Source organism: Pseudoduganella lutea (assembly GCF_004209755.1).
Lineage (GTDB): Bacteria > Pseudomonadota > Gammaproteobacteria > Burkholderiales > Burkholderiaceae_D > Rugamonas > Rugamonas lutea.
Map to the genome: position 1 here is coordinate 6,273,626 of NZ_CP035913.1, position 16,843 is coordinate 6,290,468.

Consider the following 16,843-nt stretch of genomic DNA (forward strand, 5'->3'; position numbering starts at 1 on the left):
TGCGCTGTCCGATGCGGCTGGTAGCGTCTATCAACGCCGCCATTGCCCGATCTCGTGGGGCGCCGGTGCCATCATTTGCTTCCGCCGGCTTTTTATTTGTTAGCGCAACCAACGCGGAGTGTAGGGCGATGTCGGCGTCAAGTCAATCCGCGGCGGGGGAGAACCGGTGTCTGACACCATTTTCCGGAAGACCCACCCGGAAAATGGTGTCAGACACCGGTGTTCGTGGGCCAACACCTATCGGGCAATGCAACCGCTCCGACGCTAAGCGCAATTTCTGCTTTGCTTATGACGAAGCGGCGTATTACGAACTGCGAAATGGTTCGTTTCGATTGCCTGGGCAGGCCGCTATGCTGTTTTGCGGCTGGGCGATGGGCGCGGCCGCAGCCAGCCGGAGAACCAATTGTCAAAGCAAGATGTGAAGCAGATTCGCCTGAACGCCTTCAACATGAACTGCGTGGGCCACATACACCACGGCCTGTGGAAGCACCCGCGCGACAATTCCGTCGATTACCGCAAACCCGATTACTGGATCGAACTGGCGAAGCTGCTGGAGAAGGGCCTGTTCGATGCCGTGTTCCTGGCCGATATCGTCGGCGTCTACGACGTGCTGGGCGACGGCATCGACGTGACGGCGCGCGAGGCCGTGCAGTTGCCGGTAAACGACCCGAGCTACGTGGTGCCGCTAATGGCGCAGGTGACAAAACACATCGGCTTCGGCGTCACCGCCAACCTGACGTATGAGCACCCATATCTGTTCGCCCGCCGCTTCGCCACGCTCGACCACCTGACGAACGGCCGCATCGGCTGGAACATCGTCACCGGCTACCTGGACAGCGCGGCGCGCGGCGTGGGCCTGAAGCAGCAGATCGACCACGACGACCGCTACGATCGCGGCGACGACTTCATGGATGCGTTCTACAAGCTGCTCGAAGGCAGCTGGGAAGACGATGCCGTGTTGGCCGACCGTGAGCGCGGCGTGTATGCCGACCCGGCGAAGATCCACCGCGTCAACCACGACGGTCCGTTCTACAAGATCGACAACGTCTACAACCTCACCGAGCCGTCGCCGCAGCGCACGCCGGTGTTGTACCAGGCCGGCGCATCGAAGCGCGGCAACGCGTTTGCCGGTCGCCACGCCGAATGCGTGTTCACCGGTGGCCCGGACACCGCGGCAGTGGCGAAGATCGTCTCCACGATCCGTGGTCAGGCCGTCGAAGCGGGGCGCGAACGCGACGACGTGAAGATCCTGTCAAGCCTCACGGTCGTCGTCGACACGAACGAGAAGGCGGCGCGGGAGAAATTCGAGGAGTACCGCGCGTATTCGAGCCCGGAGGGCTCGCTCGCGCACATGGTCAGCGGTACCGGCGTGGACCTGAACCGCTTCGGCCTCGACGAGGAAATCACCGAGGAAAAGCTCGAGGCGCTGTATCCCGGCCGGCTGAAGCGCGTGGGCGAAGCGCGTGCCGGGCGCTTTGCCGAAGGCACCACGCGCCGCAAGCTGCTCGAGGCACGCCGCTTCGGATCGCAGCAGGCGCCGCTCGTCGGCACGCCATCGCAGGTCGCCGATGAAATCGAACGGATCGTCCGGGAAACAGACCTGGACGGCTTCAACCTCACGCGCACTGTGGCGCCGGAAAGCTACCGCGACTTCATCGAGCTGGTGATCCCCGAGCTGCAAAGCCGCGGCCTGTACAAGACGTCGTACGAGGAGGGCACGCTGCGCGAAAAACTGTTCGGCGCCGGCCGCGCGCGGCTGCCCGACCGCCACCACGCCGCGAGGTTCCGCACATGGAAATGACGGCTCCCTGGCGCAAGGGTGGCGCCGATACGCTGCTGCAAGTGCAGAAGCTCGATGTCTGGTACCCGAACGGCACCGCCGTCCAGGGCTTCGACCTCGACGTGCATCGCAACGAAGTGGTGGCGCTGGTCGGCGAATCCGGCTGCGGCAAGTCGACGGCCGCCGCGGCGATCGCCGGCCTGCTGCCACCGAAGGCGGGCGTCAACGGAGCGATCCTGTTCGAGGGGCGCGACCTGCTGGCGGCGCCGGAAAGTGCGCTGCGCGACCTGCGCGGCAACGCGATCGGCATGATCTTCCAGGAGCCGATGACGTCGCTGAACCCCGTGCTGACGATCGGCACCCAGATCACCGAAGTGCTGCGCCGGCACCGCGGGCTGGGCGCCGCGGCGGCCCGCGCCCGTGCCATCGAGCTGCTCGACCTGGTGCGCATTCCCGAGCCGCAGCGCCGGGTCGACGATTACGCGCACAACCTGTCCGGCGGCCAGCGCCAGCGCGTAATGATCGCCATCGCCGTCGCGTGCGAGCCACGCCTGCTGATCGCCGACGAGCCGACCACCGCGCTGGACGTGACGATCCAGGCGCAGGTGCTCGACCTGCTGGCCAGCCTGCGCAGGCAGCTGTCGATGTCGCTGCTGCTGATCACGCATGATCTCGCCGTCGTCGGCCAGTGGGCCGACCGCGTCGCCGTCATGCAGCACGGCCGCAAGGTTGAAGAGGGCTCGCGCGACGAGGTGTTCTTCGCGCCGCGCCACCGCTACAGCCAGGGTTTGCTGGCGTCATCGCTGCACGTCGACGGCGACTCCCACTACAGCCGCGTCAAACTGGCCGAAATCCGGCACGCGGTCGACCCGGCCGGCGAGCGCAGCTTCAGTTTCACGCAGCAGGAACACCGCCAGCCGGCGCAGCGCCCGGCCGCGATCCACCCGTCACCGGTACCGCCTGTGCTCACCGTGCGCAATCTGGTGGCGCAATACTCATCCCGCTACGGCACCATCTCCGCCGTCAAGGACGTGTCGTTCCAGATCGGCCGCGGCGAAACGCTGGGCCTCGTCGGCGAGTCGGGCTGCGGCAAGTCCACGCTATCGAAGACCATCGTAAGCCTGAACCGCGCCGTCGCTGGCCAGGTGATCCTCGACGGCACGGACATCGCACCGCTCACCGGCCGTGCATTGCGCCCCCATCGGGCGAACGTGCAGATGGTGTTCCAGGACCCGTATGCCTCGCTGAACCCGCGCCTGCGGATCGGCGACGCCCTGGACGAAGTGCTCGTCGTGCAGAACGTACGCGACCGCAACGAGCGGCAACGCCGCGTCGCCGCGATACTCGATGCCGTCGGGCTGCCCGCCACCGTCGCGCGCCGCTACCCGCATGAATTCTCGGGTGGCCAGCGGCAGCGCATCGGCATTGCCCGGGCGCTGATCCTTCGCCCGAAACTGCTGATCTGCGACGAGCCCGTGTCGGCACTGGACGTGTCGGTACGGGCGCAGATCCTGAACCTGTTCGTCGACCTGAAGCACGAGTTCGGGCTGTCGTACCTGTTCATCTCGCACGACCTGTCCGTCATCAACTACATTGCCGACCGCGTGATGGTGATGCAGAAGGGCGAAGTGGTGGAAACGCTGCCGCGTGACGACCTGTTCACGAATGCCCGCCACCCGTACACCCGCACCCTGATCGCGGCCACGCCAGCGTGGCCCGAAGCGCCGGTCGTCCTCGGCGACGCGTCGCTGTCGATCCGCACCGCATAGAAAAATCCATGAGAGCTTACATCCAACGCAGGCTGCTGCAATTCCTGCCCGTGGTATTGGGCATCTGCATCCTCAATTTCATCCTGATCCAGGCCGCGCCCGGCGACCTGGCCGAAGTGGTGGCGGCCGAATCGGCACAGGTCGAAGGCGCCATCGTCGAAGACCAGGTGGCTCGGCTGCGCGCATCATATGGGCTGGATGCGCCCCTGCACATGCAGCTGCTGGCCTATCTGGGCCGGCTGGCGACGTTCGATCTGGGTTACTCCCACCGCTTCGGCGAGCCCGTGGCGAAACTGGTCGCCGACCGGGTCGGCGCCACGGCGCTGCTCGGTCTCACGAGTCTCGTGCTGGCCGTCGTCATCGGCGTGCTGCTCGGCGCCGTGTGCGCGCGCTGGCGCAACAGCCGGCTCGACCGCGCGGTCTCCGCACTGATGGCGCTGTGCTATTCGGTGCCCGTGTTCTGGCTGGCCTTGATGATGGTGGTGCTGTTCGGCGTGACGCTGCAATGGTTTCCGATCGACGGCATGCGGGACGTCGGGCGCGCGGGGGAAGACGGCTGGGCGCAGGTGCGCGACGTGCTGTGGCATCTCGTTCTGCCCGCCACCACGCTGGCCGTCTACTCGATCGCCGTGTACGCCCGTTTTACACGTGCCTCGATGGTCGACGCATTGCAGGAAGACTATATCCGCACGGCGCGGTCGAAGGGACTGTCGGAACCCGTGGTGGTGTTCCGCCATGCCTTGCGCAACGCGATCCTGCCCGTGCTGACGCTGATCGGCGGCCACTTCGGCGAACTGCTGGCCGGCAGCATCGTCATCGAAACGGTCTTCAGCTGGCCGGGCCTGGGCAAGCTCACTTATGACGCGGTGGTCAACCGCGACACGAACCTGCTGCTGTCGATCCTGTTCCTCAGTTCCCTGCTGGTGATGGCCACCAGCCTGCTGCTGGACATCCTGTATGCCGCCCTCGATCCCCGCATCGAATTGAGAAAATAAGCTCAAGAAATGAAGAAGATCTCCTTATCCACCATTGCCAGCCTGTCGATCCTGCTGCTGGTGATCACCGCCGCGCTGGGCGCCCCGATCGTCTTTCCGGGCGATCCGCACGACATGGTCGCCACGCCATACCTGTGGCCGGGCCAGGACTGGGCCCATCCGCTCGGCTCCGACCTGATGGGCCGCGACATCGCCACGGGCCTGGCGCATGGTGCCCGTGTGTCGCTGCTGGTCGGCGCCTCGTCGGCCAGCCTCACGCTGCTGATCGGCGTCATCGTCGGCACGCTGGCGGGCTACTGCGGCGGCTGGGCCGACAACGTGCTGATGCGGCTGACGGACTTCTTCCAGATCGTGCCGCGCTTCCTGCTCGCCATCATCCTGGTGGCCGTGCTGGAACCGTCGATCTGGGTCGTCGTGCTGGCGCTGGGCATCACATCGTGGGTGCATACGGCCCGCGTGGTGCGCGCCGAGGTACTGCGGCTGCGCAATCGCGAGTACGTGCAGGCGGGACTGGCCGCGGGCATGAGCCACGCCCGCATCGTGCTGCGCCACATCCTGCCCAATGCGCTCACGCCCATCGTCGTCAGCACGTCGATCGTGGTGGCCGGCTGCATCCTGGCCGAATCGAGCCTGTCGTTCCTCGGCCTGGGCGACCCGAATGCGCTGAGCTGGGGCGCCATGATCGGGACCGGCCGCGAGGCCATCCGCACCGGCTGGTACATGATCGCGCTCCCCGGTGCCGCCACGATGCTCACCGTGTGGGCGCTGAACGTGCTGGGCGATGCGTTGAACGACTATTTCAATCCGAAACTTGGCAACTGAACGAGAGACCGAACATGCGTAACAACGAAGACAGCAACAAGGACGGCAAACATAAGGAAGGGAGCCATAAGGAAGGCAACCAGGCAGGCCCATCCTCGATCACCCCCATCGGCCAGGGCCGCGTGCACGTGATCCGCGACGACGAGGAAGCCCTTGCCGTGGCAACGGCCCTGGCGGCACAGTTCGCGCCTGGCGCGCAGTCGCGCGACCGCGAACGGCGCCTGCCAGTCGCCGAACTGCGCCAGTTGCGCCAGAGCGGGCTGTGGGGCATCACGGTGCCGCGCGAGTATGGCGGCGCCGGCGTGTCGTATGCCACGCTGGGCAGGGTGTTCGCGATCCTGGCGGCGGCCGACGGATCGATCGGCCAGATCCCGCAAAACCATTATTTCATCCTCGAGATCATCCGCCACGAAGGCAGCGAGGAACAGAAACGGTTCTTCTTCGAGCGCGTGCTGGCCGGCGACCATTTCGGCAATGCGCTGGTGGAACCGGACGTGCGCCGGCCGGAAGACCGCAAGGTCAGCCTGGTACGTGACGAAAGCGGCAGCGGCTATCGCGTCAACGTGCGCAAGTATTATTCGACGGGGGCGCTGTTCGCCGACTGGGTGCCGGTGGCCGTGGCGGACGAAGAAAAGCGCCACTTCCTGGCGATCTACCCGCGCACGGCCGAAGGCTTGCGCATCGTGGACGACTGGGCATCCTTTGGCCAGCGCACGACCGCCAGCGGCACGGTCATCGCCGACAATGCTTACCTGAAGCCGGAATGGCTGGTGCCGCATTCGGTCAATGCCGACCATGTAAAACCCGTCGGCCCCGTCGGCCAGATCATGCATGCCGGGATCGACACGGGCATCGCGCGCGCCGCGTTCGACGCCACGGTCGCCTTTATCCGCCAGCGCAACCCGAAAGCCGACGACGCACCGGCCGACGCCGTCTGGGAAGAGGACCAACTCAGCATCCGCGAGATCGGCGACCTGGCCGTGGCGCTGCACGGCACCGAAGCGCTGCTGGAGCGCGCCGGCCTGCTGATCGACAAGGCCTACCGCACGAACCTGGCTGCCGATTGGACCCGCGCCGCCGTCGCCGTGTCCGAAGTGCGCGCCGCCAGCACGCACAGCTCGCTGCTGCTGACCAATAAGCTGTTCGAACTGGCGGGCACGCGCTCGACGGCGCCCGACCATGGGCTGGACCGGCTGTGGCGCGACGCGCGCACGCACACGCTGCACGACCCCGTGCGCTGGCGCCTGTTCGATGTCGGCAATTACTACCTGAACGCCAAGGTGCCGCTGCGCCGGCCGAAGTGGGCGGAGAACCAGCAGAAGCCGAAGGCGATGCCGGAAGGGCCGGAACCGGTGACAGGCGCGCTGCCCGAGCCGCGCCTGGCGGCCGGGTTGTGAGGAGGGTGCCGATGAGTGTTCCCGCAACGTCAAACCCCGTCTTCGACGCCTTGCCGGACCTGTCGCGCCGCCAGCTGTTCCGCTTCGGCGGCGCGGCGCTGGCCGCCGGCATGCTGCCCGGAATTGCCGGTGCAGCACCTGAGGCCCCGGTACGCGGCGGCACGCTGGTGGCCATCGCCTTTCCGGAACCGGCCACGCTGGCCACGCACCTGAACGGCGCCAACCCGATCTCGCTGGTGACGTCGAAGATCTACGACCGGCTGTTCGTGGAAGGGAACAAGCACGAGCTGCTGCCGCGCCTCGGCCTGTCGGCCGAACCGTCGGCCGACGGCAAGGACATCACGATCAAGCTGCGCAAGGGCGTGAAATGGCATGACGGCCATCCTTTCGACGCGGGCGACGTGAAGTTCTCGATCGAGAAGATCTGGCCCTTGCAGGCGACGACGATCACGAACGTGATCGCCAGGGTCACGGCGCCGGACAGCCACACGATCGTGCTGCACCTGAAGGAAAAATGGCCGATCCTGCTGCGCTACCTCGGGCAGAGCGCCGGCCAGGTCTTGCCGCAGCACCTGTACGAGGGTACCGATATCGCCACGAACCCGCACAACAACAAGCCCGTGGGCACGGGCCCGTTCCGCTTCAAGGAGTGGCAGCGGGGCAGCCACATCGTGCTGGAGCGCAATCCCGAATACTACATCGCAGGCCAGCCATACCTGGACCGCATCGTCTGGAAGGTGATCAACGATTCCGCCAGCCGCGCCGCGGCGCTGGAAACGGGTGCCGCGCATTTCGCGGCGCGCAATCCGATCACGTTCGGCGACGTGGCACGCCTGAAGGGCCACCGCGACCTGGTGATCGACACGAAGCAGTATGAGCCGAATTCTTACTGGCTCGAATTCAACCTGCGCGATCCGCTCATCGGCAAGCTGGCCGTGCGCCAGGCGATCGCCCATGCGATCGACCGGGCCGCCCTCGTGAAAACCGTGTGGGGCGGCTATGGCGCGCCGCTGGATGCGCCCGTGCCGTCCGGGGTGTCCGAATACTTCACGAAGGACGTGCCAAGGTATCCGTTCGACCCCAAGCGCGCGGAACAGTTGCTGGACCAGGCGGGCTTCCCCCGCAAGGCTGGCGGCTGGCGCTTCAGGCTGACGCACGACTTCATTCCATTCGGCGACGATTACCGGCGCACCGGCGAATTCGTGCGGCAGGCGCTGCGCAAGGTGGGTATCGATGCTTCGCTGGGCGCGAAGGACCTGTCGACGTGGACGCGCGACGTGTTCACCGACCGCAAGTTCCAGGTCATCAGCACGTGGGGCGGCTGGTCGCGCGACCCGCAGGCCAGCCTGGACGTGCGCTTCGGCCAGCGCGGCGACCGCCGCGGCGTCCCGTGGAGCAAGGTGTCCGGCTACAGCAACAAGGAAGTCGATGCGCTGCTCGAACCGACCCGCTCCGGCGCCGATCCCGCGCTGCGCAAGGTGAACTACAAGCGCGTCCAGCAGATCGTGCAGGTCGAATTGCCGGTACTGCCGCTGCTCGAAGTGTATTTCTTCTCGGTGTATAACAGGCGGCTGAAGAACGCGGATGAACTTCCGTACCCGACCCGCAACAACTTCGCCAACGTGTGGCTGGCGAAGGCTTGAAGACGACAATAAGCAAAACAAAAGGACAACAATGAGCAACTACCAGCTTCTCGGCCGCAGCGGCCTGCGTGTTTCGCCACTGTGCCTCGGCACGATGATGTTCGGCGGCGTGACCAACGAGACCGACGCGCGCGCCATCATCGACGACGCGCATGAACACGGCATCAATTTCATCGACACGGCCGACGTCTACAACGGCGGCGAATCGGAACGCGTGGTGGGCCGGGCGATCGCCGCGCGGCGCGACAAGTGGGTGCTGGCGACGAAGGTCGGCAACAAGACGGGCGACTGGCCGAACGAATCGGGCCTGTCGCGCCGCCGCGTGCTGCACGCGGCCGAACAGAGCCTGGCGCGCCTCGGCACGGACCATATCGACATCTATTATTTGCACCGCCCCGATCCGTCGACACCGCTGGAAGAAACGCTGCGGGCGCTGGGCGACCTGCTGGCGCAAGGCAAGATCCGCTACTACGGCCTGTCGAACTTCCAGGCCTGGCAGATCGCCGAGGTGGCGCACCTGGCGCGCCAGCTGGGCATCGCCGGCCCGGTCGTCACGCAGCCTTACTACAATGCCGCGAACCGCATGCCGGAAGTCGAGCACCTGCCGGCCGCGGCACACTTCGGCCTTGGCGTGGTGCCCTACAGCCCGCTGGCGCGCGGCGTCCTGACCGGCAAGTACCGTCCCGGCGCGGCGCCGGAGGCGGGCAGCCGGATCGCCCGCAACGATCCACGCGCCCTGCAGACGGAGTGGCGCCCCGAGTCGCTGGCGCTGGCCGAGGCCATCGGCGAGGAAGCGCGGGCACGCGGCATCTCCACCGCCGAATTCGCGTTCGCGTGGGTGCTGAACAACCGGCACGTGTCGTCCGTCATCGGTGGACCGCGCACGCTGGAGCAATGGCGCAACTACCGCGCCGCGCTGGCCTACCGCTTCACGGCGGAAGACGAGGCGCTGTTCGACCGGCTGGTGCCGCCCGGCCACCCGAGCACGCCCGGCTACACCGACCCGGCCTACCCAGTGACTGGCCGGGTGCCCCGGGCATGACGGCGCCGGCTTCCGATAGCCCGGCTCCACCGCAGTTTTCCGAACACGTCGACCTGCACGCGATGCCCCGCGTGCTGGGCCGCCTAGCCCGACTGGCGCTGCGCCACCCCTGGCGCTGCGTGGCGGCGGTGGCGTGCGCGCTCGGCGCGGCGATCTTCAACCTCGTGATGCCCCGGCTGCTGGGCCGGGCCGTCGACCAGGCCGGGCATCTCGTCGACGACACGGGGGCGGCGCTGGCGGGCGCGGAGCAGGCGCTCGCCGTCACGGCCGTGCTGATCGTGGCGGCCTGCGCGATCCGTGGCACGCTGACGGGATTACAGGGCTATTGCGGCGAAACGCTGTCGCAGCGCGTGGCCTATGACCTGCGCATGGCGTTCTACGACAAGCTGCAGCAACTGCCGTTCAGCTACCACGACCGCATCCACACGGGTGAACTGGTCGCGCGCGGCATGCTGGACCTGGAAGGCGTGCGCGCCTTCTTTGAATTCGGCATCCTGCGCGCCATCACGCTGGCGCTGTTGCTGGGCGTCGGCTCGTGGCGCCTGCTGGGCGTGGACCCGGGCCTGGGCCTGCTGGCCTTGTCGTTCGTGCCCTTCGTGCTGTGCATCGCCATCGGCGCGGCGGTCCGGCTGCGGGCCAGCTGGCAGCGACTGCAAAAGATGATGGCCGAGCTGACCCTGCGCATGGAGGAAAACCTGCAGGGCGTGCGCGTGGTGCGCGCCTTCCATTCGAAGCTGGCGGAACTGGCGCGGTTCGACGAGATTTCGCTGCGCGCCTTGCGCCTGTCGAACATGCGCATCACCGAGCGGATGGGATCGATCGGGCTGATGACGTTCTTCTACTACGTATCGATGGCGTTGGTGCTGTGGGTGGGCGGCCGGCGCGTGGCGGCAGGGGAGCTGACGGTGGGTGCGCTGACGGAATTCCTCGCCTTCATCACCATCCTGCAGCAGCCGCTGCGCCAGGTCGGCATGGTGGTCAATTCCAGCGCCCGCGCCACCGGTTCCGGCGCCCGCCTGTTCGAGGTGCTGGACGCGGTACCGGACATCGCCGACCGCCCCGGTGCGGTCGAGCTGCAACCAGGTCCAAAAGCCCTGCGCTTCGAGAACGTCGGCTTCCGCTACGTGGAGGGCGGCCGCGAGGTGCTGCGCGGGATCACGTTCGACGTGCAGCCGGGCCGGGTGCTCGGCATCGTCGGGGTTCCGGGCAGCGGCAAGTCGACGATCGCGCATTTGGTCTCGCGCTTCTACGATGCCGGCAGCGGCCGCATCACGCTTGGCGGGCAGGACGTGCGGGACGTGACGCTGGCCTCGCTGCGCCGCGAGGTAGCGCTGGTCCAGCAGGAGAATTTCCTGTTCGATACGTCGGTCCACGACAACGTGGCCTACGCAGTGCCCGACGCGGCGATAGAGGAGGTGACGGCCGCCGCCCGCATCGCGCAGATCCATGACCACGTGGCGCACCTGCCGCAGGGCTACGGCACCCGCGTGGGCGAGCGGGGCGCGGCACTCTCCGGCGGGCAGCGGCAGCGGCTGACGATCGCCCGGGCGCTGGTGGGCGATCCGGCCGTCATCGTGCTGGACGACTCAACGGCCGCCATCGATCCCGTTACCGAGGGCAAGGTCCGCGCGGCATTGCAGGATGCCTGCCGCGACGCGGCAACCGTCATCATCGCGCACCGCCTGGGTGCGCTGCGCCATGCCGACCACATCATCGTGCTCGACGCCGGCGCGATCGTGGAGCGGGGCGACCACGCGGCATTGCTTGCCGCCGGCGGCCGGTATGCCGCGCTGTGGGCATTGCAACATCGCGCGGCACAGGATAAGGAATATGAGCACAGACAAGAGTATGACGAGAAGTACAGGGGTGACGACCACCATGCAGTGGAAGAGCCGCTGGCGAGGGTGGGCACATGAGCGCTGACCCAGGCACGCTCGCCCGGGAGCAGGGCGACGAAGTGTTCGCCCGCTTCGACCGCAGCGTGACGGCGCGGCTGTGGCAGTTCACGCGCGGCCACCGCGGCATGCTGGCCGTGGTTGTAGTGCTGGTGCTGCTGTACACGCTCGTGCAGGTGGCGATTCCCGTCGCCGTGCGGCACGCGGTCGACAGCGCGCTCGGTGACTCGGCGTTTGCGTTCGACACGGTGCTGGCCGTCTTCGCGCTGCTCGTCGTACTCAATGCGCTGCTGACCTTCTTCCAGGAATGGCTGGCGGCACGGCTCGCGCAGACCGTGATCTTCGACCTGCGCCGGGCGATGTTCGCGCACCTGCAGCGGGTGTCGCTGTCGATCCTCGACCAGACCCACGTCGGCCGGCTGATGGCGCGGCTGCAGGGTGACGTCAATGCCTTGCAGGAGTTCATGGAAACCTCGGTCACGGCGCTGGGCGACCTGTTCCTGCTCGTCGGCCTGGTCATCCTGCTGCTGACGATGGACTTCGAGCTCGGGCTGCTGACGCTGGGCGTGGTGCCGGCGCTGCTGATCCTGCGCCACGCCTGGCTGCCCTGGGCGAAGCGAATCTTTGCCCGCTCGCGCGAAGCATCGTCGAGCGTCAACGCGGCGCTGGCGGAAAACATCAACGGCATCCGCACCGTGCAGGAGAACCGGCGCGAAAGCGTGAACTACCGGCGCTACGAGGCCAAGGCGCGGGAAAACCTCGACGCGCAGACGGCATCGTCGCTGGTATCGCAGGTGATGATGCCGGCCGTCGACCTGCTGACCGGGCTGGCGATGGCGGTCGTCGTCGTGGCCGGTGGCCGGGCCGTGCTGGCGGGCACGCTGGACGTCGGCGTCATCGTCGCGTTCATCTTCTGCGTGCAGCGCTGCTTCGACCCGATCCGCACGCTGGCCATGCAGTACACGGTGATGCAGCGGGCGATGGCATCCGGCCAGCGCATCATCGAAGTGCTGGAAGTGCCCGTCACACTGGACGACCGCCCTGGTGCGGTGGCATGGAAGGATGCGCCGCCCTCCGTGGTGTTCGAGGACGTGACGTTCGGCTACCGTCCGGGGCAGCCCGTCCTGCATGGCTTGAATCTCGCTATCGCGCCATACCAGACGGTGGCGCTGGTGGGGCCCACTGGATCGGGCAAGACCAGCATCGCCGCGCTCGTGCACCGCTTCTACGACACATGGCAGGGCAGCGTGAAGGTGGGTGGGCGCGATGTGCGCGAGCTCACGCTCGATTCGCTCGGGCGCCAGGTGGGCATGGTCCTGCAGGAACCGTTCCTCTTCAGCGGCAGCGTGGCCGACAACGTGGCCTATGGCCTGGCCGGCGCCACGCGCGCGCAGGTGATCGAGGCGTGCAAGGCCGTGCACGCGCACGGTTTCATCACCGCGCTGCCGCAGGGGTACGACACGCAGCTGGGCCAGCGCGGGCGCAACCTGTCGACCGGGCAGCGGCAGTTGCTCAGCTTTGCGCGGGCGCTGCTGGCGTCGCCGAAGATCCTGATCCTCGACGAAGCCACGGCGAACATCGACAGCTTCACGGAGCTGGAAATCCAGCGCGCGCTGAACGTGCTGCGCCAGGGCCGCACGACGATCATCATCGCCCACCGGCTCGCAACGATCCGCGATGCGGACCTGATCGTGGTGCTGAATGGCGGCCGCATCGCCGAACAGGGCAATCACCGGCAACTGCTGGCGCGCAGTGGGATGTATGCGGCGCTGCATCGGAGCAGCAGTGCTTCGTTTGACGATCTGGTGCCCAACGCCCCAGGCTGAGAAGCGTGGCTACCGGCGTGCCGACTGCTTCGGGCGAACACCGGTGTCCGACACATTTTCCGGAAAGAGCGCCCGGAAAAAATGTCCGACACCAGCGCGCAGGGGGCGCGTGATACCTCTGGTGTCAGACACTATTTTCTGGGCGCCTCATCCAGAAAAAGGTGTCGGACACCGGTTCTCCCAACCGACGACCGGTTTCCCCAACCGCCCCGTTCCCCCTACTGCGGCGCCACCTTCAGCCCCGGCGCGAACATCTCGATGAAGCGGTAGGCGAAGCTGGGCAGGAACACGCCGTCGCGCACGCCCAGCATCGTCGTGCAGGTGCCGAACAGCTGGCCATCCGTCGCCAGTTCCTGCAGGCCGGACTGGTCGATGTCCTCGAGCGCCATTTCCGCAACGATGCCCACGCCCAGCCCGCGCCGCACATAGGTCTTGATCACGTCGGCATCCATGGCCGTCAGGCGGAAGTCCGGCACCAGGCCTGCCTGGCTGAATGCGGCATCGACGCACTTGCGGCCCGTGAAGTGCTCGTTGTACGTCACGAGCGGAAACGCGGCGATGTCGGCCAGCGTGACGGGCGCGCGCGCCAGCAGCGGGTGGCCGGCCGGCACCACCACGCGGTGGCTCCACGTGAAGCACGGGTAAGCCTGCACGGCCGGCGCCCCGTCCAGGGCTTCGGTGGAGATGCCGATGTCCGCGTCGCCCTCGCTGACCATCGTGGCGATCTGGCGCGGCGTGCCCTGGTGCAGTTCCAGCGTGACCTTCGGGTACGCCCGGTTGAATTCCTCCACCACTTTCGGCAGCGTGTAGCGTGCCTGCGTGTGCGTGGCCGCGATCACGAGGCGGCCGCTGTCCACGCCCGCATACTGGCTGGCGTAGCGCCGCAGGTTTTCCGTCTCCTGCAGGATGCGGCCGACGATCTGCACGGCGCCGTCGCCGGCGCGCGTGAGCGATGTGAGGCGCTTGCCGGAGCGGACGAACAGTTCGATGCCCAGTTCATCCTCGAGATCCTTGATCTGCTTGCTGACCCCGACTGCGACGTGTACAGCACCGCCGCCACCTCGGTCAGGTTCAGGTTGTTGCGCACGGCTTCGCGCACGAAGCGCAGCTGCTGGAAATTCATTTGTTGGTCGCTCCCACGTCACTATCACATCGCCATGATAGTTATCCATGCGGATTTGACAACGAACCGTTCCGAATATGGATATCGAAAACGTGTTTTCCCTGCTTTGCTTCGACGGGGCATGGCACCGATCCTTATATCGTCTGTCGTCATATCGATTCCATTTTTGATTGTTTGTGCAATGGAGTACCGTTCGGTACCTTCCGGCTGATCCAACCACTATCCATCGCACAGTCGAAAGAGAGAACAGCACGTGTACCAGGCAGAATCCAGCTCTAGCAGGACAACCCCCTCCAACCGCCATCGCATCGCCCTGACCGCCAGCGCGGCCGCCGCCCTTATGCTGTGCGCCAACGTCGCGCAGGCCGCGTCCGTCGCCGCCGCCGTTGCCGCTATCGAGGCGGCACCCGCCCTGGCCGTTGTCGCCGCGGACCAGGCCGAGGTGGCCGGATCGGCCGCCGCCGCTGGTGTCGCCACCGATGCCGGGTCCACCATCACGATGGCCGGCACCGTGCACGTTGCCGGCAAGGCGCTGAATGGCGCCGACCGCGCCCGGCTGCGGCTCGACGAGGTGCCGGGCGGCGTCAGTGTCGTCAGCCAGGAGCAGGTCGAGAAGGGCCGCGTGTTCACCAACGAGGACGTGCTGGCGTTCCAGCCGGGCGTGTATGCGCAGGCAGCCGGCGGGACCGACGGCATCAAGATCTCGATCCGCGGCTCTGCCATCAACCGCGGCACCAATTTCTTCCGTTCCGGCACACTGTTCCTGTTCGACGGCTTGCCCGTCACGGGGCCCGGCGGCACGCCCTATGAACTGTTCGAACCGCTCGGGCTGTCGCGCACGGAGATCCTGCGCGGCGCCAACGCCTTCGACGCGGGCGCACTGATGCTGGGCGGCGCCATCAATTACGTCACGCGCACGGGCCGGGATGCCGCGCCGTTCGAAGTGCGCATCGAGGGTGGCAGCTATGGCTACAAGAAGGTGGCCGTCAGTTCCGGCCAGGTGATCGGCAACTTGGACTACTACGTGGCCGGCATCGCGTCGGAGCGCGATGGCTACCAGCAGCTGTCGCAGGGGGAATCGCGCGGCTTCATCGGCAACCTCGGCTACAAGTTCAGCCCGAAGCTGGACACACGCTTCTACTTCCGCTACCGCAAGACCGACAATTACCAGCCCGGCGCGCTCACCGTCGCGCAGGTAGAACAGGACCCGCGCCAGGCCAACCCGGTCGCGGTGGCGCAGAACGCGCACCGCAACCAGCCCGGCTCCCGCTGGCTCGCCAACAAGACCACGTGGACGATCGACGAGGCCTCGTCGCTGGAAGTGGGCCTCGTCGTGCACGATTACCCGATCGACCAGCAGTTGGCCGTCAACGTGGGCAGCTGGGGCTTTTCGGACGCGTCGTATTCCTTGCAGTACGCACGCCGCGACACGCTGTTCGGCAAGCGCAGCGAAACCAAGGTGGGCGCACTGTCGACGAATCACCTGAACCACGGCTGGCTCGACACGCGCGTACGCATACCGGCCGCCGCCACGGCGAACCTGCCCGTTGGCACACTGATCCGCCGCGCCGAATACGATGGCGAAGACCACGTGCTCCATGCCGGCAACGACCTCGAAGTGGCGCCCAGGCTGTGGGTGACGACAGGCGTCTCCGCCGTCAAGACGAAGCGCTACACGGAAGTGGTCTATCCGGTCACCAACGAACCTTACAGACGCAGCACGACGGCGCTGGCGCCACGCGCCGGCCTGCGCTACACGTTCGACAACGACATCGTCGTGTTCGGCAACGTCAGCCGCTCGGTCGAGCCGCCGAACACGTGGGCGTTCCTGACGATTCCTCCCACATTTACATCGGGTCCCGCCACCGGGCTGTCGCGGCGCGGCCTCGACCTGAAGGACCAGAAGGCCAACACGGTGGAAATCGGCACGCGGGGCAGGGCTTTCGATTCGAACTGGAGCCTGTCCGTCTATCGGGCGCTGGTGAAGAACGAACTGCTGTCCGTGGAGGTGATCCCGGCGTCGGCCACGTCGGCGGGCATCACGGCCGAGTCGAACGCCACGCCGACTGTCCACCAGGGCATCGAGGCCGGGCTGGAGTCGCAGTTGTGGGATGGCGGCGCCGCCGGCAGGCTGTCGGCGCGACAGTCGTTCACGCTGAACGATTTCTACTTCCGCAACGATCGGCGCTTCGGGCGCAATACGCTGCCCGGCATCCCGAAACGCTACTACCAGGGCGAACTGCAGTACGAGCATCCGGGCGGGTTCTACGGCGGCGTGTCGGTGCAGGCGGCATCGCCGATCGACGTCGATTACGCGAACTCGTTCCGTACGCATGGCTACGGCATCGTCAACGCCAGTTTCGGCTATGACCACCCGCGCGCCGGCTGGAAGGTGTTCGTCGACTTGCGTAACCTGGCCAACAAGCATTACGTGTCCAGCGTGGCGCCGGCCTACAACGACGCCGGTACCGACCAGCGCCGCTCCGCACCGGGCGAAGGCTTCGGCGTGTACGCAGGCATCCAGTACGCTTTCCGCTGAACGGAGTTTCCT

Annotated in this window: 10 protein-coding genes and 1 pseudogene; 10 read left to right on the forward strand and 1 reads right to left on the reverse strand. The window is 66.8% G+C overall.

Annotated features, from left to right (window positions below; translation table 11 throughout):
* Positions 1-403: 403 nt before the first annotated feature.
* Genes EWM63_RS26465 through EWM63_RS26505 form a run of 9 tightly spaced genes read left to right on the forward strand, consistent with a single transcriptional unit; the run spans position 404 to position 13,169 of the window.
* Positions 404-1,801: an LLM class flavin-dependent oxidoreductase gene (locus EWM63_RS26465; protein WP_259772494.1), complete on the forward strand. Its 1,398-nt coding sequence runs from the start codon at positions 404-406 to the stop codon at positions 1,799-1,801.
* Positions 1,798-3,549 carry an ABC transporter ATP-binding protein gene (locus EWM63_RS26470; protein ID WP_130189201.1) on the forward strand — a complete coding sequence of 584 codons (1,752 nt, stop codon included), beginning with the start codon at positions 1,798-1,800 and terminating at the stop codon, positions 3,547-3,549. The genes EWM63_RS26465 and EWM63_RS26470 overlap by 4 nt, the downstream gene beginning before the upstream one ends.
* A gap of 8 nt (positions 3,550-3,557) precedes the next feature.
* A complete protein-coding gene (locus tag EWM63_RS26475; RefSeq protein ID WP_130189202.1) occupies positions 3,558-4,544 on the forward strand; it encodes an ABC transporter permease in 987 nt (328 codons plus the stop codon).
* A gap of 9 nt (positions 4,545-4,553) precedes the next feature.
* Positions 4,554-5,366: an ABC transporter permease gene (locus EWM63_RS26480; RefSeq protein ID WP_130189203.1), complete on the forward strand. Its 813-nt coding sequence runs from the start codon at positions 4,554-4,556 to the stop codon at positions 5,364-5,366.
* A 14-nt stretch (positions 5,367-5,380) separates the two neighbouring features.
* Positions 5,381-6,763: an SfnB family sulfur acquisition oxidoreductase gene (locus EWM63_RS26485; RefSeq protein ID WP_130189204.1), complete on the forward strand. Its 1,383-nt coding sequence runs from the start codon at positions 5,381-5,383 to the stop codon at positions 6,761-6,763.
* Between the two features lie 11 nt (positions 6,764-6,774).
* A complete protein-coding gene (locus EWM63_RS26490; protein WP_130189205.1) occupies positions 6,775-8,406 on the forward strand; it encodes an ABC transporter substrate-binding protein in 1,632 nt (543 codons plus the stop codon).
* 31 nt (positions 8,407-8,437) lie between these two features.
* Positions 8,438-9,448: an aldo/keto reductase gene (locus EWM63_RS26495; protein ID WP_130189206.1), complete on the forward strand. Its 1,011-nt coding sequence runs from the start codon at positions 8,438-8,440 to the stop codon at positions 9,446-9,448.
* Entirely contained in the window at positions 9,445-11,364 is a 1,920-nt protein-coding gene (locus tag EWM63_RS26500; protein WP_130189207.1) for an ABC transporter ATP-binding protein, read from the forward strand. The genes EWM63_RS26495 and EWM63_RS26500 overlap by 4 nt, the downstream gene beginning before the upstream one ends.
* Positions 11,361-13,169 carry an ABC transporter ATP-binding protein gene (locus EWM63_RS26505; protein WP_130189208.1) on the forward strand — a complete coding sequence of 603 codons (1,809 nt, stop codon included), beginning with the start codon at positions 11,361-11,363 and terminating at the stop codon, positions 13,167-13,169. The genes EWM63_RS26500 and EWM63_RS26505 overlap by 4 nt, the downstream gene beginning before the upstream one ends.
* A 218-nt stretch (positions 13,170-13,387) precedes the next feature.
* Here EWM63_RS26505 and EWM63_RS26510 read toward each other — a convergent pair.
* Positions 13,388-14,292: pseudogene (locus tag EWM63_RS26510) on the reverse strand (LysR substrate-binding domain-containing protein).
* A 340-nt stretch (positions 14,293-14,632) separates the two neighbouring features.
* Between EWM63_RS26510 and EWM63_RS26515 the strand changes: the two are divergent.
* Entirely contained in the window at positions 14,633-16,831 is a 2,199-nt protein-coding gene (locus EWM63_RS26515; RefSeq protein ID WP_207221161.1) for a TonB-dependent receptor family protein, read from the forward strand.
* The last annotated feature ends 12 nt before the right edge of the window (positions 16,832-16,843 follow it).